At 33.7% G+C, this 19,241-nt stretch carries 20 protein-coding genes; 9 read left to right on the top strand and 11 right to left on the bottom strand.

Annotated features, from left to right (window positions below):
- Positions 1 to 4: 4 nt before the first annotated feature.
- Positions 5 to 1,291, top strand: a complete 1,287-nt coding sequence (gene hemL, locus GQ40_RS10270; RefSeq protein WP_047547977.1) for a glutamate-1-semialdehyde 2,1-aminomutase — start codon at positions 5 to 7, stop codon at positions 1,289 to 1,291.
- A gap of 58 nt (positions 1,292 to 1,349) precedes the next feature.
- Here hemL and GQ40_RS10265 read toward each other — a convergent pair whose 3' ends face one another.
- The 3 genes from GQ40_RS10265 to GQ40_RS10255 all read right to left on the bottom strand — a co-directional run bounded on the left by GQ40_RS10265 (position 1,350) and on the right by GQ40_RS10255 (position 3,847).
- Positions 1,350 to 1,679, bottom strand: coding sequence for a hypothetical protein (locus GQ40_RS10265; RefSeq protein WP_047547976.1), 330 nt, complete (start codon positions 1,677 to 1,679; stop codon positions 1,350 to 1,352).
- 106 nt (positions 1,680 to 1,785) lie between these two features.
- Positions 1,786 to 2,241: a hypothetical protein gene (locus GQ40_RS10260; RefSeq protein WP_047547975.1), complete on the bottom strand. Its 456-nt coding sequence runs from the start codon at positions 2,239 to 2,241 to the stop codon at positions 1,786 to 1,788.
- Positions 2,242 to 2,335: 94 nt separating this feature from the next.
- Positions 2,336 to 3,847 carry a hypothetical protein gene (locus tag GQ40_RS10255; RefSeq protein ID WP_047547974.1) on the bottom strand — a complete coding sequence of 504 codons (1,512 nt, stop codon included), beginning with the start codon at positions 3,845 to 3,847 and terminating at the stop codon, positions 2,336 to 2,338.
- A gap of 189 nt (positions 3,848 to 4,036) precedes the next feature.
- Here GQ40_RS10255 and GQ40_RS17605 point away from each other — a divergent pair, with 189 nt between their 5' ends.
- The 5 genes from GQ40_RS17605 (at position 4,037) to GQ40_RS10235 (ending at position 7,002) form a co-directional block, all read left to right on the top strand.
- Positions 4,037 to 4,195, top strand: a complete 159-nt coding sequence (locus tag GQ40_RS17605; RefSeq protein ID WP_156115569.1) for a hypothetical protein — start codon at positions 4,037 to 4,039, stop codon at positions 4,193 to 4,195.
- Between the two features lies 1 nt (position 4,196).
- Positions 4,197 to 4,664, top strand: coding sequence for a hypothetical protein (locus tag GQ40_RS10250; RefSeq protein ID WP_047547973.1), 468 nt, complete (start codon positions 4,197 to 4,199; stop codon positions 4,662 to 4,664).
- An 84-nt stretch (positions 4,665 to 4,748) separates the two neighbouring features.
- Positions 4,749 to 5,231, top strand: a complete 483-nt coding sequence (locus GQ40_RS10245; protein WP_047547972.1) for a hypothetical protein — start codon at positions 4,749 to 4,751, stop codon at positions 5,229 to 5,231.
- A 111-nt stretch (positions 5,232 to 5,342) separates the two neighbouring features.
- Positions 5,343 to 6,221, top strand: a complete 879-nt coding sequence (locus GQ40_RS10240) for an alpha/beta hydrolase (protein ID WP_047547971.1) — start codon at positions 5,343 to 5,345, stop codon at positions 6,219 to 6,221.
- Complete coding sequence (locus GQ40_RS10235; protein WP_047547970.1) at positions 6,181 to 7,002, top strand: alpha/beta hydrolase; 822 nt, start codon at positions 6,181 to 6,183, stop codon at positions 7,000 to 7,002. Before GQ40_RS10240 ends, GQ40_RS10235 begins: the two co-directional genes overlap by 41 nt.
- A 19-nt stretch (positions 7,003 to 7,021) precedes the next feature.
- Here the strand turns inward: GQ40_RS10235 and GQ40_RS17185 are convergent, their stop codons facing one another.
- From GQ40_RS17185 to GQ40_RS10205, 6 genes are all read right to left on the bottom strand, one after another.
- Positions 7,022 to 7,537: an RDD family protein gene (locus tag GQ40_RS17185; protein WP_052184225.1), complete on the bottom strand. Its 516-nt coding sequence runs from the start codon at positions 7,535 to 7,537 to the stop codon at positions 7,022 to 7,024.
- Between the two features lie 117 nt (positions 7,538 to 7,654).
- Positions 7,655 to 10,141, bottom strand: coding sequence for a zinc-dependent metalloprotease (locus GQ40_RS10225; RefSeq protein ID WP_047547969.1), 2,487 nt, complete (start codon positions 10,139 to 10,141; stop codon positions 7,655 to 7,657).
- Positions 10,142 to 10,285: 144 nt separating this feature from the next.
- Entirely contained in the window at positions 10,286 to 11,821 is a 1,536-nt protein-coding gene (locus tag GQ40_RS17830; RefSeq protein ID WP_231565564.1) for a fibronectin type III domain-containing protein, read from the bottom strand.
- A 239-nt stretch (positions 11,822 to 12,060) separates the two neighbouring features.
- Positions 12,061 to 13,752 (bottom strand): lysine--tRNA ligase, encoded by a 1,692-nt coding sequence (gene lysS / locus GQ40_RS10215; protein WP_047547968.1) that lies wholly within the window; start codon positions 13,750 to 13,752, stop codon positions 12,061 to 12,063.
- A gap of 205 nt (positions 13,753 to 13,957) precedes the next feature.
- Positions 13,958 to 14,365: a DUF1573 domain-containing protein gene (locus GQ40_RS10210; RefSeq protein ID WP_047547967.1), complete on the bottom strand. Its 408-nt coding sequence runs from the start codon at positions 14,363 to 14,365 to the stop codon at positions 13,958 to 13,960.
- A 109-nt stretch (positions 14,366 to 14,474) separates the two neighbouring features.
- On the bottom strand, positions 14,475 to 15,545 hold the full coding sequence (locus tag GQ40_RS10205) for a helix-turn-helix domain-containing protein (protein ID WP_231565563.1): 1,071 nt from the start codon (positions 15,543 to 15,545) through the stop codon (positions 14,475 to 14,477).
- A 126-nt stretch (positions 15,546 to 15,671) separates the two neighbouring features.
- Here GQ40_RS10205 and GQ40_RS17460 point away from each other — a divergent pair, with 126 nt between their 5' ends.
- Genes GQ40_RS17460 through lipB form a run of 3 tightly spaced genes read left to right on the top strand, consistent with a single transcriptional unit; the run spans position 15,672 to position 17,336 of the window.
- Positions 15,672 to 15,830 carry a YqaE/Pmp3 family membrane protein gene (locus GQ40_RS17460; protein ID WP_081990200.1) on the top strand — a complete coding sequence of 53 codons (159 nt, stop codon included), beginning with the start codon at positions 15,672 to 15,674 and terminating at the stop codon, positions 15,828 to 15,830.
- 40 nt (positions 15,831 to 15,870) lie between these two features.
- Positions 15,871 to 16,635 carry a hypothetical protein gene (locus tag GQ40_RS10200; protein WP_047547966.1) on the top strand — a complete coding sequence of 255 codons (765 nt, stop codon included), beginning with the start codon at positions 15,871 to 15,873 and terminating at the stop codon, positions 16,633 to 16,635.
- A gap of 2 nt (positions 16,636 to 16,637) precedes the next feature.
- On the top strand, positions 16,638 to 17,336 hold the full coding sequence (lipB, locus tag GQ40_RS10195) for a lipoyl(octanoyl) transferase LipB (RefSeq protein WP_047547965.1): 699 nt from the start codon (positions 16,638 to 16,640) through the stop codon (positions 17,334 to 17,336).
- 12 nt (positions 17,337 to 17,348) lie between these two features.
- Here the strand turns inward: lipB and GQ40_RS10190 are convergent, their stop codons facing one another.
- Positions 17,349 to 18,065 carry a hypothetical protein gene (locus GQ40_RS10190; protein ID WP_047547964.1) on the bottom strand — a complete coding sequence of 239 codons (717 nt, stop codon included), beginning with the start codon at positions 18,063 to 18,065 and terminating at the stop codon, positions 17,349 to 17,351.
- A 46-nt stretch (positions 18,066 to 18,111) separates the two neighbouring features.
- Positions 18,112 to 19,161, bottom strand: coding sequence for a nucleoid-associated protein (locus GQ40_RS10185; RefSeq protein WP_047547963.1), 1,050 nt, complete (start codon positions 19,159 to 19,161; stop codon positions 18,112 to 18,114).
- Positions 19,162 to 19,241 lie beyond the last annotated feature (80 nt).

Below are 19,241 nucleotides of genomic sequence, written 5' to 3'. Positions count from 1 at the left end.
TAACATGTTATATCAACGCAGTAGTGCGCTATTTAAAAACGCAGAAAACGTTATTCCAGGCGGTGTGAATTCTCCAGTAAGAGCATTTAAGGCTGTTGGCGGAACTCCTATTTTCGCAAAATCTGCAAAAGGGGCTTATGTTTTTGATGAGGATGACAACCGTTATATAGATTATATTAATTCTTGGGGACCAATGTTATTGGGTCACGCCTACGAACCTGTCGTAAAAGCAGTTATTGAAAAAGCCAAAAACGGAACATCTTTTGGCATGCCCACTGAAATTGAAACAAAAATTGCAGAATTAGCAGTTTCAATGGTACCAAATATTGATAAGATACGGTTTGTAAATTCTGGTACAGAAGCTTGCATGAGTGCTGTACGATTAGCTAGAGGATTTACAGGTAAAGAAAAAATCATAAAATTTGCTGGGTGTTATCACGGTCACAGTGATGCTTTCTTAATTCAAGCAGGAAGTGGAGCAGTCACTTTTGGGAGTCCAAATAGTCCTGGTGTTACAAAGGGTACTGCAAAAGATACCTTGTTAGCAACTTATAATGATATTGAAAATGTAAAAACATTAATGGAAGCTAACAAAGATGAGATTGCTTGCATTATCGTTGAGCCTGTTGCTGGTAATATGGGCTGCATTCCGCCAAAGAATAATTTTTTACAAAAACTTAGAGATTTGTGTGATGCGCATAATGTGCTTTTGGTTTTTGATGAGGTGATGACCGGTTTTAGATTGGCAAAAGGAGGTGTTCAAGAATTGTACAATGTGGATGCAGATATTATTTGCTTCGGAAAAGTGATAGGTGGAGGATTGCCTGTTGGGGCTTTTGCTGCTCGTAACGAGATTATGAGTCATTTGGCGCCTTTAGGCAACGTTTATCAAGCAGGAACGCTTAGTGGTAATCCTTTAGCAATGGCTGCAGGTTTAGCAATGTTGACTGCGATAGACAACGATAAAGACCTTTTTAAAAGATTAGCAGAAAAAACCGAATACCTTCACAAAGGTTGTGAAGCAGCCTTAAGTAAATATAACATTACGCATACTATCAATAGGGAAGGGTCGATGATTTCAATTCACTTTTCCGAAGAAAGCGTTATTGATTTTGAAAGTGCTGCAAAAGGGAATAATGAAACATTTAAAACCTTCTTTCATGGAATGCTTAATGAAGGTATTTACATTGCGCCAAGTGCTTTTGAAACTTGGTTTATTACAGATGCGCTCACTTATGAGGATTTGGATGAAACCATAAGGGCTGTAGAAAAAGTAGCTCAAACATTATAAAACAAAAAAGCGACAATCTTTAAAATTGTCGCTTTTTTATTTCTATTACTTGAGTAAATTACTGTCCTCTAATGATTTCAAGGTAATTGTGATATTCATATTCAGATAGGATGGCTTTTAAATCATTGTCTAAAACATCTTCTATTTTCTTTAGTCTAACAGCATTACCTTCTAAATTGCCACTAATTTTTTTGTAAGCTATACCGTAAGCTTGGTATGCTTTGTATACATCATCCATTTTTGTTTCGTCAAATTTGATGACTTTTCTAAGCTCTTTAGTTTTTATATTTGCTTCTGCATTGATTTCTAATGTGTTTTGGGCAGTCAGGTTTTGAGTGCTCAATAAAACAGTTACAGCAAATATGCAAAGTGTGATTATTTTTTTCATAGTCTTTTTATGTAAATTTTTCTACAAGTCATAAAATTAATGATTTTTATAATAAAAAAAAGCATCAATCCTAAAAATCGATGCTTATTAACAAAAAACTATTTAATTATGGATTTTGTTTTTTCATTCTTTCACCTCTTTTGCCTTTAGATCCATGCTTGCGGGACTTCATTTTTGACCATTTTTCATATTGATCTGCATTCAAAATAGATTTCATTTTTTGCTTCATCGCAATGTCATTATCTAATTTTTCGTTCATCATTTTAACTCGATCTTCTTTTGAGGGTCTTTTGGCGTCATCTTCATTTTTCATCTTCACTCGTTCTGCCATTTTTTGTTTTCTAGCAGTTGCCTGTTCTAGAAGCAATGATTTTACTTGAGTTTGTTGAGTTGCAGACAAGTCTAGCTCCAAGGTCATTTTTTTAGATCCTAATGTTGCGATTTCTTCCGCAGAGAGATCTTTCGTCATTTCCCTTTTGCCTTGTCTGTCTCCTCGTTTGTGATCTTGAGCAACTGCCTGTAGTGAAATAAAAGCAATCGCAATTAAAATTAATTTTTTCATAATGTTTTAATTTAATTATTATTTGTTTTTTAATCGATTGCTATTAGGACTGGATTTAAGCTAATAAGTTTAATAGCAATTCCTATTTTAACCTCTAATTAACATTTTGTGCTCGTTCTACAAGAGCCAATGTTGTTTCGTAAAGTGGTGTTTGTTCCATTTTGCTTTTTAGCCAAGCGTAAAAGCTCATTACAAAAATATCCTCTTGCTGTTCGTTGATCCAGGTGAAAGAACGTTCTATTTTATCCTTAAATTGTTGAGTGGTTACTTGATCTGGATTTTTGTAAAAGGACTCCACGATTTTTATGAAGGTTATCACGCGTTCTTGGTTGATTTGTTTTAAGTAATCAAAATAAAAGCGCTTAAAACTTTTAAGTCTAGATTCAATTAAATCTAGTTCACCAAGTTCTATAAATAGGATAATTTCGGCTAAATTCTTTTTGATTGTCCATTCTTTTCCAGCTTTCTCAATATAATATTTATCGGTGTGGTAAAATTTAGAAAAGATGGTTTTTGCTTTTTTGAAATCCGATTTTTGCATATAAATCATCACCAGGCCAAGATGGATATCCAAAAGAGACTCTAAATCTTGATGTTTACTTTCTTTTGCTACTTCTAAAATAGAAATTGCTTTTTCCTGTTCATTTTTATAATTATAATTTAACGCAGTTAGCAATGCAAATTTCAATTTAAATGCAGAATAGTACTTCTTTCGTTGACTTGACATCAAGACCTTCATTATATCTAAATACTTTAGGGAATCTTGAAATTTCTTGTTTCTGAATAATGTATTCGCAATCATATAAACCACTTGAATGTGATACACCAATTGTTTGTCTTTCGTTTTATGATTTTTAATTTTTTTGTAAGTATCAATCAAAAAAGGCTCAATTTTTAAATAATCATTAGTTACAAAAGCCGAAAGGCTTACAATAGTCATTAATTGGTATAGCGATTTAAAAGAAAGCGTTTCGTCAATTTCAATTTGATGCTCTTTGAGAGTATTATTTAATATGGTTTCAAAATCTAAAACCTTCCCTTTATAGGTCATATCGCTCAAAGTTTGCCTAATTTTTGCGTAAACAATATTGAGTTCTTCTTCAATGAAATGATGTTTTTGATTACTTCGGAAATTTGAAATCAACACCTCTATTTCTACAGAAGGATTCATATAGGCATACTGGATTTTGGTATGATATATTTCATTTAATATAGGAAACAACTGATGTTCTTGTGCTAAAACTTCAGCTTTATCTAAAATTTTATAAGCTATTTCTGGTTTTTTATGAATGAGAAATGTTCGTGACGCCAATATATATTTGATGATTTGCATATCTACGGAATTCTCTTCCTCTAAATTGAGGTTTGCAATAAAATCTATCAACGATTGGTAGAGTCTTTTTCTCAAAGCATGGTAGGCAACTTTATTGTCTGTTTTATAAATCGTTTTGCAGATGTCCTTTGAAGTGAGTTTATTTTCAGCTAAAAGCTTAAAAAGCTCTATGTTTTTGGTGTCGTTTCGTTTGTTCTTTTTCTCTAGATAATTGATGAAACGTTGCTCATCTTCCGAAGAAAACGTTGAAACTATAGCGGTTAAGTCTGTCATGTCCACTTTCCGTGAAAACGGAACTTTTTTAAGGTTAATTAATCGTCAGTTAATAGGTTATAGATGTAGTAAATATAGTATTAAATAGTATAGATGTATATATATTATCGTCAGTTTTTAATAAAACCTGTATTTCTAAACGTGGTAAACCGTCGCATATTTGCCTCGTAATCAAAAAAACAAAATAGTATGAGACAGTTTCTTAAAATCACAGCTTTTATAATTGCAATAAGTGCAATGATTATTTTTTCAAGTCAAATACAAGACGAAATTGTAGAGCGCTACAATAATGGCGTTGAACAATTAGCAAGTTTAACGATGACGAGTTCAAATCCAATAGGGTTTTAAGATGCAACTCAAAAAACTAAATACCGCATTTATTGTCACTACTGGAGTTTCTGTAGTTGTATTTATCTACTTGGTTTTTTTGGGATATGATGAAATCAAAACCTTAAAGGATGTTGTGAAAATTATAGCATCTATTTTGTTCCCATTACCAATGTTGTTTTTTGTGCGTTTTCTATTAATAGAACATTTTTTACCACAAAACACCGATGAATACAAGCTAAAACATCAAAAGCCAGCAACTATATTGCTAGTTGTGAGTGTCGTAATAGGTGTTGTGAGTATGCAATTTATAGAGTGGGTGACTGGTCAAAAATTAGAAAATCATCTTGTTTTTGCGCATCTCATCAACTCCACAACCATAAGTAGTTATGTGCTCAATTATATTTTGTACAACAATTTGAGAGTCAACGGGATTTTAAGTGGTGTTCTGCTCTCATTAGCTATACATGTATTTTTTCTAACCGCTTAATAATTGCAATACTTTGGTTGACATGTCATACAGAGTGTAGCGAAGAATCTAAAAATAAAGTAAAATCATCAAAAATTTAAAATTATGAATCCAATTATTCAACCTCCAAAACCAAGAACTAACTCCAACAAAAGAGAATTGTTATTTACGTTTCAATCCATAATTGTGGTAGCGTTACTAATATTTACAGCAATAGCTTTTTTCCTTTATTATGATTTAACTATCGTCAAAGGTATCAAGGTTATTTTTGCTCCTTTTTTATCTGTTGTGCCCTTGCTCTTTATTTTGTCCATTCTTAGAGATTTGAGAAAAGGGTTTAAAGAAGGCAATTATAACAAAGATGAGATTATTAAATTCTGTTTAATTACTGTTGGGATCACTGCTGCATTTACAGGAATCACCTATTTACTTTCGGAAATTAAAGCACTAGAAATCTTGTTGGCAGCCATTATGGCAATCTTAAGTGCAGTGTTCTTTTTACGAAGTAAAATTAAGGATATTTTAGGCATGAGTATCATCACGGGAATTGCCGAAGGTATTATCGTCTACATGATCTTTTTGTTTTGATGATTGGTTGGTAAAAAAGATTGCTGACCCAAACCTCGCAGGTTTTTAAAATTTGTGGGGTTTTAAATCAAAAACAATTTTTTCCTATCTTGTTATCAATAATTCCGTTTTATGGCATATTGGGTATCCACAATCATCACCATTCTTGTGATTTATATCGCAATTAGCGTTGCGTTGTACTATTTGCAAGACTATATGCTGTTTAAACCCGAGAAGTTGGCTAAAGATTTTCAATTTGATTATGACAATCAAGAAACCAAAGAATATAACCTTGAAACCCGTGATGGTGCTGTAATTAACGGATTGCGTTTTTTTCCGAAGAAAGAAAGTAAAGGCGTCGTTTTATATCTCAAGGGTAATTCAAAAAGCATCAAAGGTTGGGGAAAATTCGCTGTTGATTTCACAAGACACGGTTATAACGTTTTAATGGTAGATTATCGAGGCTTCGGAAAAAGCACAGGCAGACGCTCGCAAAAAGCCATCAAACATGATTTGCAATTGGTCTATAATAAACTCAAAGAACAAACGACTGAAGATCGCATTATCCTCTACGGAAGATCCCTAGGCTCAGGTTTCGCAGCAAAACTCGCCTCTATGAACCATCCCAAAATGCTCATCCTTGACGCACCTTATTACAGTTTGACAAAAGTTACCGCACGTTACGCACCATTTATGCCATTGTCTTTATTGCTTAAATACCCGTTACCAACTTACAAATGGCTTAAATATGTGCAATGTCCTATTCATATTATTCATGGTACGCAGGATAAATTGATTCCGTTTAAAACCAGTATCAAATTGTCCAAAGTAAACCCTAAATTGACGAAATTACATACGGTTATTGGAGGCGGACACAAAAATCTGAATAATTTTGAATCCTATCACATCATGTTGGATGATATTTTAAATAAGACACCCAAAACCATAGATTTACAAACCACGAGCATAAATGTCATCCATTCCTCAAAACCAATTAAAAAAAAGGCTTAAAAGAGTATTAAAAGTACTTTTAGTTTTATACGTTATGATAGGCGCATCACTCTATTTTTTACAAGAAAAACTGTTGTTTCTTCCTTCGGAATTACCTCAGGATTATCAATATGAATTCAAATACCCATTTGAGGAAATCTTTTTAACTCCTGAAGCAGATGTATCAATCAACGCCATACATTTTAAAACTGAAAATCCAAAAGGAGCCATCTTATATTTCCACGGAAACGCTGGCGATTTGAGTCGTTGGGGAACAATTTCAGAATTTTTTGTAGCCAAAGGTTACGATGTGTTTATTATGGATTACCGTACCTACGGAAAAAGTAAAGGCAAACTCAGCGAGCAAGCATTTTATGATGATGCACAGTTTTGTTATGGTTATTTGTTGAAATCCTATCCTGAAGAACACATCACACTTTATGGTCGCTCTTTAGGGACAGGGATTGCTACTTTTTTGGCATCGAATAACAAACCAAAGCAACTCATTTTAGAAACACCCTATTATAGCATTTTAGATGTTGCTAAACAGAGATTCCCAATTTTCCCCGTGTCTCTGTTATTGAAATATAAGTTTCCCTCCAATGAGTTTATAGTTGATGTCAAATGTCCAATTACCATGTTTCATGGTACAGATGATGGGATTGTGCCTTATTCTTCCGCAGAAAAATTAAAAGCAGTAGCTCCAAAAGAGAACACAACGTTTATCACAATTGAAGGCGGTAGTCATAATAACCTGATTGATTTTGACACGTATCGTAAAGAAGTTGAACAACTATTGTGATTAAGTTATTAACGTTTTTTTAGTTAAGTAATTTCAATAAAAAATAAATAGCTATTGCTGCAATAGACAAGCTGAATAATACGTTTAATAATTTTTTGAATTTTATTTTTTTGAGATGCTCATCATAAACTACAAAGGTATTAGATGTCATATCGTGTATGGCTCTTTCATCATCAGATAAACCAGATAGTACGCTCATGAATCTGCTCAAGCTTCTTATAATAACTTGAAATACGTTTGGCTTGTTTCCGTTTTTGTCAACTACTTTTGTTTGTGTCTCAAATTTGCCTGGTGTTCTACTATAGATAGATTCAAAAAGCAGATAATAACAGAATCTTACAGCGAGATAAACTAAGAAAGCAGTTAGCTTTATTTTGAAGGTGATGTATTGATAGTCGTCAATTATATAAAAATAAAACACGACACCTAAGGCTCCTAATATTGAAGAAAATATAAAATCAATTATTAAATTTTCACCACGTTCATTTTCAGTAGCTAGGTTGTGGTTTGGGTATTTTTTGTGGGTTATTTTCATGTTTTAAATCTACTCGATAAAGATATAAACTAAAAAAGGAAAAGCTCCAGATTTCTCTGAAGCTTTTTAATATCTAACCTAGTCTAAACATCTAAGAAATCTAAGATGTCTAATTCATTATCCATTAGGATTCAAAATCATATCAATACGTTCAATAGCATCTGCAATATGAATTCTACTCATATTGTCAGCTCCACGAGCAGAGCGTAATTGACTACGTAAAGAGGTTAACTCTGCACGAACAACTGCTCTAATATCTGACTGGCTTGTGTTTACTGCGGTCGCCTTTACATAAGGGCTACGTGATCTTCCACTTTGATTTTCCGCAGTCATCATTTCTCCTAATCTGTCAATGTAAGCACGCTGTAAATTACGTCTATACGTATCAATATTCTTTCCTGTTCTTAATTCACTCCAGATACCACTACGTAAATCGCTCATCATATCAGGTAAAGAGTATGCATCGTTGTTGTAAGTATGTGCTTCTGTCAAACGTTGCATTTTACCTAAGCTCACAATGTTATTTAATGTACGCTCTTGTAAACCACGAACTCTTTCTACTGAACCTGAAAATTCTATACGATCAAAAATCTCTTTATTTAACAACCATTCTGGTGTTGTAAATAAATTATCCTGAATGAATTGCATTGCTTCTTTTTGAGTTTCTTTAGGTACAGCTGTGTACACTGCGCCTTCTTGACCAGCAGCTTTATAATACTCATAAACGCCACCAATATTGTTGGATACGTGTCCCATATAACGATTAAATTGAGAAATTACGTGACCATACATTTCTTCTAAATCATCGTAATCTTCACCAGTTTCTGTTGTCCATTCAATTAAGTTAGGAACTATGCGCTTTAAGTTTTTAATTCCGTAGCTACTTGCTAACATGGCATCATCACCTAAATCCTCAGTTTGTGAACTTGGATCTACAACATCACCAGCTTGTTGATGACCAAAACGGTACATTGGGTCTCCAGCGTGTTCCATAATCCATTCATTAAGAATAGGTTTTTCTTCTTCAGCAGTTTTACCCATAATAGGTTTGTAACCCCAAGCAATCGCATATTTGTCATAGGTACCAATATTTGGCATTAGCGCGACACCTTCATCTCCTGGTTGTGCTACGTAGTTAAAACGAGCATAATCCATAATTGATGGCGCAGTACCGTTGACTCTTGTAAATTCGGCATCACGCAGTTTTTCTACAGGGTAGGCAACGCTACTTCCCATATTATGTGGTAATCCTAGTGTGTGTCCAACTTCATGGGCAGATACAAAACGAATTAAACGTCCCATAACTTCGTCTTTAAATTGTGGGCTTTGCGCATCTGGATTTATAGCAGCAGTTTGTACAAAGAACCAACCGCGTAATAAAGACATAACGTTGTGGTACCAGTTAATATCACTTTCTAAAATTTCTCCAGTTCTTGGATCACTTACGTGCGGTCCGTTTGCATTTGGTATTGGTGAGGCTAAATAACGAACTACAGAGTAGCGCGCATCTTCTGGACTCCATTCTGGATCTTCTTCAACTGTTGGAGGATCCATTGCAATAATAGCATCTTTGAATCCTGCAGCTTCAAAAGCAACTTGCCAGTCCTCAATACCTTGTTTGATGTATTTTCTCCATTTCACTGGAGTAGCTCTATCAATATAATAAACGATTTGTTTCTTCGGAACAACTAATTCTCCTCGTTTAAATGCATCAACATCCTCATCTTTAACCTCTAATCTCCAACGATCTAAATATTCTAAAGATTTACTTTTTTGATCTTCTAAACCATAATCTGTTGTACTGCTTGTAAACCATCCAACTCTTTCATCAAAGTAACGACGCTTCATTGGATTGTCTGGTAACAAAATCATTGAGTTATTGATTTCTATAGAAATGCTTCCAGTACTAGAATTTGAAGGTGGTTGACCAGCAGCGTATGTTTTTACATGTCTTGCCTCAATATTTCTAGGGTAACTTTTTATACTTTCAATAAAAGATTTGTCGCTTTCTAAACGTGACACTTTATAAGGTGTTCTTCTATATTGTGGTAAGCCTAATGATTTTACATCTTTTTCAAAAAGAGGTGTCGCATCAATTACTGTGCTCGTAGAATCCTTACTAAAAGCTTCAATTGGGAATGTATATAAAACAGGTTCAAAATTGGAATTTTCCACTGCCTCGTTTACAGGAAGAGAATCTGCTGCAGTTACGTTGTAAGATACAACACGAACTACAACTTTCTTACCTTTTTTCTGCCAGCGTAATACTTGCTCATTTTGCTTTCCGCCACCAAATCCTAATCCGCTAGCGGTTTTAGAGATACGAGTCACCATTAACATTTCTCTATCAAATAGAGAATCTGGAATCTCATAATAATACTTATCGTCTAGCATATGAACTGTAAACAATCCAACATCGCTCTTCGCGTCTTTCGTAATGACTTTACTGTAAGGTTTTGGATCGTTTTTACCAGGTTTTTTTCCTGAAGGTGTAGCAGCAGTATCTGCTTTAGATTTATTTGCTTTTTTTGCAGTAGAGCAAGAAAAAGAAATAAATAGTACGGAAACTACAAGTAGTAGCTTAATGGAAAGTTGCTTCAAAATTGTCGATTTTTTAAATTAGTCTCCTAAAATAACAAATCTGTAGATGGGTTAAAAATGATAATCTACTTTTAATATGAATTTAACTTATATTTTTTTCTAAAAAAAAGCAACAAGTTGTTGGCTGTTCTTCAAAAGTAAAAATCATTATTCTAATGAGTTGATATATTCAATAAGTACGTCAACAGCTTCTTCATGAACTATTGTAGTACCAATCAATGGCATACCATATTCTGGAATCGTATTTTGTATTCTTGCTAAAATACTATTACGTCTTTCTGAAATAGACGATTCTTCGTAAGCAGTTTCATAGGATAACCTTAATGTTGATATTTCATCACAAAAACCACCTGGAGTGTGACAATGTGCGCAATTAATATCCATATATGCTCTTGCACGTCTATCTAATGATACCGTTGGATCTTCCCAATTTGGTAATAAACTAACGCTTGTAGGATCTGTTAAGCCTTGTAGCATATCATTATTTATCAATTGTTGTATTTGATTTGATCCATTAAAATTAAAATTAATTGTTCGCATTTTAGGACCAATTGGAGTCATAGAGCCATTGGTTTGATGACACGTGAAACAATCTGTATTTGAAGGTATTTCATAATTAACATTTTGGGTTACACCTTCAGAATCAATCCAACTCACAGGCACTGTACTTCCGCTTAGATCTAAAAAAGCCTCTGTTTGAGAATCGTTCCATTTGTAATCGCCAGTTTCCCAGTTGCCATCAATCTTGATGAGTAGCCTAGTTTCTATTATTTTTTGTCCTAAAGAGATATCTCTATCATCAATATTGTAATAAAATGTTTTTACGATTATTGAATTATCAGGAAAAATTGGTAACCCTTCGCCATTATACGTTAATTTTTCTCCCGTGGGCAAAACGAAAAAACGTTGCTTTGTTGCGTAATCTGTAAATAATCTTGTGTGTAAATCATATTCAAAACCGTAAGGTGTGATTTCTAAATTTTCTAAATCACCAACAAATAAGTTTAATTCTGAAAGTGTTGGTCTAAATTCTGGTATTACAGGTATTGCAAGTGTTCTAAAGGTGATAATTTCAGAATTTGAGCTCACGTTACTATCACTACATAAAGCTCTTACATACAAATCATAATCTGTATTTGCCAATAAGCCAATAATTTCAAAAGAAGTTGAACTTGAAGCAATAGTCGTCCCACTACCCAAAGTAAATCCAGATGTGCCATATTCTAATTCGTAGCTAGCACCTGTATTAACAGTGTCTTCCCAAGAAATTAATGCAGAATTATCTGTGATCATACTAGAATTCACATTTACTACAGTAGCACAAGGTGTTGTAGATGTGGTAAAACTATAGACATCTGTAAACATGCTAGTGTTGTCTTGAGAGCACACGGTCTGTACGTAGACATCATAAGTCGTATCACCTTGCAATGCAGAAATTGAAATTGTATGATCTGTAGCATTGACTAACGTTCCTCCTCCTAATGAAAAACCAGAAGTACCATATTCTACGATGTATGATCCAACATTACTGGCATCACTCCAAGTTATATTTGCTGAGCTGTCTGTAATAGAATTTGAAGATACATTAGTAACAACATTACATGCAGAAACCATGTCGTCATCATTGTTACAAGCAAATGCAAGACTTGCAACAAAAAGGAGTAGTGCAATTTTTTTTAACATTTGGGTCAGTTTTCTTATTAATAGCTGATTGCGAATTTAATAAAAAACTTTTTTAAAAAAACCATCAAATCGTTATCTGGTAGGATTTTAACCTCAAAAGAATAGTAAAATTTAAATTTTCAAGTTTTATTTCTTCGGAAGGTTTAAAAAAACAACAAAAAAAGCATATCTCTCTTCGATATGCTTTTATATTCAATAGGTGCTAAAATGTTTTAAATTTTCATATTTCCGAAGAAAAATCAAACTATTTCAACAACTAAACCTTCATCGTTTTTTACAACATTTGCAATCCCTTTTGCGGTTAATCCTTTTATGGATTTATCCCATTTTTTATTGCTCAAACCCGATTTGGATTTAAGATCGTTGAGTTCTATAGGAGAGTTTGATTTTAGAATACTAAAAATTTCTTTCTCTTCCTCGGTCATTTCAACCTGCTTCTTTTCTGGACGCATTTGAGGAAAAAACAATACTTCTTGTATGGATTGGTTATTGGTTAAAAACATGATTAAACGGTCCATTCCAATTCCCATCCCAGAGGTTGGAGGCATACCATACTCTAGAGCGCGCAAGAAGTCATAATCAATAAATTCGGTAGCTTCATCATCACCTTTTGCAGCCAGTTTTAATTGGTGCTCAAATCGCTCACGTTGGTCTATTGGGTCGTTTAACTCACTGTATGCGTTTGCAATTTCTTTTCCGCAGACCATTAACTCAAAACGCTCTGTGAGTTCTGGATTGTCACGGTGTTCTTTACATAACGGACTCATTTCTTTTGGATAATCTGTAATAAACGTTGGTTGTATGTAGTTGCCTTCACATTTTTCCCCAAAAATCTCATCAATTAACTTTCCTTTACCCATGGTGTCATCGACATCAATGTGCATATCTTTTGCTGCTTGTCGAATTTCAGCCTCAGACTTTCCGTTGATATCAAAACCAGTAAAGTGCTTGATGGAGTCTGCCATGGTTACACGAGCATAAGGTGCTTTGAAATTAATCTTATGATCACCAAATGTAGCTTCTGTCGTGCCATTAACTGCCATGGCACAGTGCTCTAAAAGACGCTCACAAAAATCCATCATCCAGTTATAATCTTTGTAGGATACATAAATTTCCATTGCTGTAAACTCTGGATTGTGCGTACGATCCATACCTTCATTTCTAAAGTTTTTAGAAAACTCGTAAACGCCATCAAAACCACCAACGATGAGTCTTTTTAGATATAATTCATTAGCAATTCTCATATATAATGGAATGTCCAAACTATTGTGATGAGTTGTAAACGGTCGTGCTGCAGCGCCTCCAGGTATGGGTTGCAATATTGGAGTTTCAACTTCAAAATAACCTGAGTTATTGAAAAATTCACGCATAGCATTGAAAAGCTTTGTGCGTTTCACAAAAACTTCTTTAACATGCGGATTTACAATTAAATCGGCATATCGCTGTCTGTAACGTTGTTCGGGATCTGTAAAAGCATCATGAATAGTGCCTTCACTGTCAACGCGTGGTTGAGGTAAAGGTTTTAAAGCTTTACTCAATAACGTAAAATCTTTTACCATTACGGTTTTTTCACCCACTTGCGTTGTGAACAGTTCTCCTTCTACACCAACAAAATCCCCAATATCCAATAGTTTTTTATAGACATCGTTGTATTTACTTTTGTCTTCTCCTTGGCATATTTCATCCCTGTTAAAATAGACTTGTATTCTTCCAGCACTATCTTGTATCTCAGCAAAACTAGCAGTTCCTTGAATACGACGAGACATTAAGCGACCAGCGATAATTACTTTTTTACCTTCAGAAAACGTATTTTTTACCTGTTTAGATGTGTGATCAACAGGAAATAAATCTGCAGGATATGGGTTGATGCCTAAGGCTCTTAATTTTGCGAGTTTTTCGCGTCTTACTATTTCTTGTTTTGAAAGCTGCATGCTACATATTGTTTTGAAAACCTATCTTCAAGATAAGCAGGTGCAAAATTACATTATTTACAAGAATTAACGTAAAAAAACCATCAGGTTTTATGAATCTGATGGTCTCTTTAAATTCTAAATTGTACTAAGATTTTTGTGTTCTAAATATGTATTACTTTTTACTGAATATAATTAAAGATCTAAACCTTGAATTAAGAATTTACTATTTTGAAGCGATAATAGTCCCTTTGATTTTTAAAATTTTGTTACCGCCTTCTGCATTAGAAGTGACAGTTACCGTTTTTGTGAAAGCACCCAGTCTCTTCGTGTCATATTTAATTTCTAATGCACCAGAATCTCCCGGTAGAATAGGAGCTTTTGAGTAACTAGGTACTGTACAACCGCAACTTGTCTTTACGTTTGTAATTAATAGTGGAGCATCACCTGTATTGGTGAAAGTAAATTGTCTTACACCATCTGAGTTTTGTGTGATTGTACCATAGTCGACAACTTCAGTGTCGAATTTAATGACTGCTACTTTAGAGTCAAATGTGTTTGTTTTAAAAGGTGCTACACTAAAAAAACTAAATGTTACAACTAATAAGATTGCAATGTTTACCGTTCGTTTCATAATTAAAATTTTAAATGATTAATAATGAAGCAAACTTCACAATTAATAATATGAATTGTGTAAAAACAAGGGTTGAAATGAGTACTAGTACTTAGGTTGAATTTTATAACTACTTAGAAAACAGTGACTTTAATTCGTCTCGGGAATTTACATTTAGTTTTTTATAAACGTTATTTACATGGGTTTTAACAGTGCTTACACTTACAAAAAGCGCATCTGCAATATCTTTGTTGGTATTATCGCCCAACAATAAATCCAAAACGTTTTGTTCTTGTTTGGTCAACTGCTCTTTAGCATCGTTTTGTTTTTTAGACTTTCTTTTTTTTGCTGAAATGAGAAACCACAAATTAAGAGCTACAGAAATAAAAAGTAGACCAATCCATAAATATGTCCAATTGAAAGTAGATTTTTCTTCCGAAGAAAATACAATAAATTTATCTGAAGTCAACTCTGCTTCATACTGTCTTGCATAGCTGGAATTTGGATATTTGTTCTTCAAACGCTCCAATAATTCGTCATAATACGAATTGTTCTTTAGGTTTTCTAAATAATAATTATGAAATTGATTGCCACGATCGGAAAGGAATGTATAGATGTATAGTTCCGCAAGTGGTTCGTCAAGATCTTTACCATAATCCTGTAAGGTCTTGAACCATTTTTTGTTGTTTAAGTTTCGATTGGCTTTACTTCTAAATTCCGAATAGGCAAATTTCATTTCTTCTTTTAAAGAATCAATTTGTATAAAGGCACTTGTTTTAGGGTTGTTGGACTCGATGTCGCAAAACATTTGTGCATCAAAAGAAAGTGGAAACGTTATAGAATCTGTACGTTTGGCAATGAATAATATATCTTTATAATCTGTGCAGTGACCGTCAAAATGATTGCCTCCTTGGTTGAAAGAGTCACAGTTATCAACATGTAATTTGTAAATTTTTTGCTGAATGTCCAGCTGGTTTTGATCAAATTTGAAGAAACCATTTGTATCACATTTTACTTTAGTGATAATCTGTTCGTCATTTATGCCATCCAATGTTCTATAGTCTTCTATTACCGATAGATATACCTCATTTTGCCAGCGTTCATTATCGATATGACCTTGAAAATGATGTTGTGCATTGGCTTGGTTTCCGAAGAAAATTCCGAAGAAAAAATGAAAACAAACGATTTTTAAAAGTCTCACATCGCTAAGCTAATATTTTTTTAGATGCTAGCATAAAAATTTCAAGTAACAAAAGTAAAATGTCAACGTCTCATAACTACATCATCAATCATCTGCTTGGAAACAAGTAGCTTAAATAATCAAATTATGAGTTTTTGGAGAGTTGTTCTTGCTATTGTTTTTCCACCTTTGGCAGTAATAGGTAAAGGGTGTGGGTCTATTTTTATTGTGTTTTTACTTTGGATTTGCGGTTGGGTTCCTGGTGTGATTGCTGCACTGGTAATTCTTAATAATCCTGAAAGATAAAACTGTATCTTTGCAATGCTAAATCATTAAAATAGTTGCGATGAAACAAATGTTCACACTTATTGCTATTGCGCTTACGTTTACAAGTTGTCAATTTTCTGAAAACATCTACATCCATGAAGATGGAAGTGGTACGATGGAGTTTTCTATGGATGCTTCGGAAATGATGGAAATGGTAGGTCAAATGGGTGAGGGCGCGTCTGCAAATGGCATGGATAAAGTTATAGATTCTACTATTGTATTTAAGGATTTTATTACTGCAAACAGAGACAGCATCGCTACTTTAAAACCAGAAGAACAAAAGAAAATAATGGCACTTGAGGATTTTAAAATGCACATGCAAATGAATCCTGAAACAAAAAAAATGGTATTTGATCTTTCTACGGAATTTGAAAATGCTAATGATCTTCAAGATATGTTCAAGGCCATGAACAATTTTAGCAATTTACAAGGTAAAGGCGGTGCGCCAACAAATTCTCCATCAAGTCCTTTTTCGGGTATGGGAGAAGGTGGCTCTACAGATGTGAAATATTCTTATGACGGTAAAATATTTAAACGCTCTGCAAAGATTGTTGATATAGAATTGCACCAACAGGCTATGGATAGTTTAGAACAGTCTGCCATGATGTTTGGGTCTTCAAAATATAAGATCAATTACCATTTCCCGAGAGCTGTAAAATCATTTTCTAAAGAAGGTGCTATGTACAGTGAAGATAGAAAAACAGTGACTTTTGAAGTTGGTTTTATGGATGTATTAAAAGATCCAGAGTTACTAAATATTGAAGTTGTTCTAGAAGATAAATAGTATTGAATAAATTAATTAAACTCCAAGATTTAGGTTCAAAAGACTTTAAAGAGACGTGGGATCACCAAGAGCAAATCTTTAAAGGTATTCTTGACACTAAAATCAAAAATAGAAGAGAAGATGCTGGATTACAAACAGAAAACCATTTTCTGTTTGTTGAGCATCCTCATGTCTATACTCTGGGTAAAAGTGGCGATATTTCAAATTTACTTTTGTCTGAAAAGCAACTTACCCAAAAGGGGGCAACGTTCTACAAAATAAATAGAGGAGGAGATATCACCTATCATGGACCTGGTCAAATTGTGGGCTATCCTATTTTAGATTTGGATAATTTTTTTACAGATATCCATAAATACCTCAGATTTCTTGAAGAAATTATCATTCTTACTTTACAAGAATACGGATTAAAAACTGAGCGCAGCCCTGGTGAAACAGGAGTTTGGTTAGATGTAGGAACGCCTTTTGCAAGAAAAATATGTGCCATGGGAGTTCGGGCCAGTCGTTGGGTAACCATGCATGGTTTTGCGTTAAACGTCAATGCAGATTTGGGTTATTTTGATAACATTATTCCTTGCGGAATTCGTGGAAAAGCAGTTACCTCTTTAAACGTTGAATTAGGCGTTGATAAACTCAATGAGGAAGAAGTAAAGGAAAAGCTCTTAAAACATTTTAAGGTGCTTTTTGAGGCTGAGTTTGTTTGATTAGCTTAATCGTTAATCGCTAGAATTTAAAAACTCCAATAAATCATCTCCAACCATATCTAATGCTTTTAGCACAGCTTCAGATTTTGTTTGTTCTCGCAATTCTAAATCAGACAACTCCTTAGATGTCTTTTTGCCAAAACTTTCTTGTGTAGCGATGGTCGTAAAAGGAATAATTCCCGTTTTGGTATCCATTAAAAAAACTTCAACGGTTGCAAATGCCTTAGTTTCATTTGCGCTAAAAGTTCTGTATTTGTAATAAGTATCACTTCTTATATTGTAAACAAGCAATAAGTTGGCTTGCAAACGAATGGAGATATCCCTCAAGCTCACAATTGAAGAGTTTGCATCTGCCATAATAGAAGGCATCAATATCGTTTTATCTACATTGTTAGCGCTTTTAATTTTAGATGTTAAGGCATCGACATAAGATTGTTGGTTCTTTAGAAATTCTTCGTCATTCCAACGATAATACCCACGATAATTTGATTCTTTAGAGTAATTAAAAACAGCAACTTTAAGTGAGTTTCCAAGCTCTATTTTGCCATTTAATAGTAAAGGGATGTTTTCTTCGGAAATCGTCTGTGAAGAAGCATCAAACAAGGATTTCGTAATTGTCGGCTGGCTATTAAATTTTTCAGATTGATAGCTGGAATTTGGTAAGGTTTTAACGGTATTGCATGAGGTGAAAAGTAAAGCTATAACTAAAAAGATATATAGATATTTCATAAAAGGTTGGTTTACTTTCAAAACGTCAAATTAAAAATATTATTATTTATCCTTCTTCATTAAAAAACACCTTATAAAAATGCATTTTCTTTTCTTCATCGTAACCTCGCTCTAGATACTCTGCAGAGGCATCAGGTGCGTCAACATCTAGTTTGATTTGAATATTGGTGTCAAGTTTGATTTCGGTTTTTATCTTTTGTTTTTGTTTTTTCAGCACTGCTTCAGATACATCAAATTGGTTTCTCAACACAATATTATGATCGGTTTCGTAACCTTTTTTGTAATCTTCAAATAACTGAATCGTATCTTCTTCATCAAAAACTTCCTCCTTAAAGGTTTCTACATTTACGATTTCGTTTTCTTTGAAAAAATCAACTGTTTTAGCTAAAAAATTGCTTTGTTGCTGTCCGCCAAATTGAGGTTGCATGATCTCTTTTGAGAATTCTCGGCACATTTCGATATAATTCTTAGTATGTTGGTTAGAGTCGTCAGGATATTTAATATTCAAGAAACTCTTTATCCAATATTGTGCATCATAATTATTGTTGTCAACACTCAATACAATCTTGCCCTCTGTATCGGCAGCATTTAAAATTAAAACACCTTTATCCACTTTTTTTGTTGCAATTCCTTTCTGTGTGATGATGTCGTAGCTGCCATTTTCTAAATAGGTTTGAAAAAAATGGGACTTATTCTCGATTTTAAAAATACCAATAGCATCGGTTTGATAATCTTCGTATTGAATGTCATGAAACATGCAAACAATTACATCTCCAGTTTTTATTTGTGATGAATTGGATTGTTCAAATAAATGCGTGACAATATGTTTTGAAATATCAACAAAATCTGTGTCATCTTGTAATAATTGAGAAGCGTAGCTATTAATCTCGTTAAGCTCGATGTTGGAGTGGTGATTAAACCTGTAAGATTCTGCTAAATTTGTAAAAGGTCTTAATAAATACGGAAGCATTAAATCATAGCTTATTTCTTCAAAATCAATTGGTTGTTCAGAAAAAGCATTTTTTGTGCTATTAAATTTATTGCCAACTTTATGAAGAATGCATTTTGAAATTGAGGCTTTATTTCGTTTGATCATAATGAGAAATTGAAGCCACAATACTACTAAAATTTAAGGTCTTAAAATAGAAAACGCCAAAGAAAACGCTTTGGAATTTT

Source organism: Psychroserpens sp. Hel_I_66, from assembly GCF_000799465.1.
GTDB lineage: Bacteria > Bacteroidota > Bacteroidia > Flavobacteriales > Flavobacteriaceae > Psychroserpens.
Note: the sequence above shows the minus strand (reverse complement) of the source record. Positions and strands in the feature narration are given on the sequence as shown.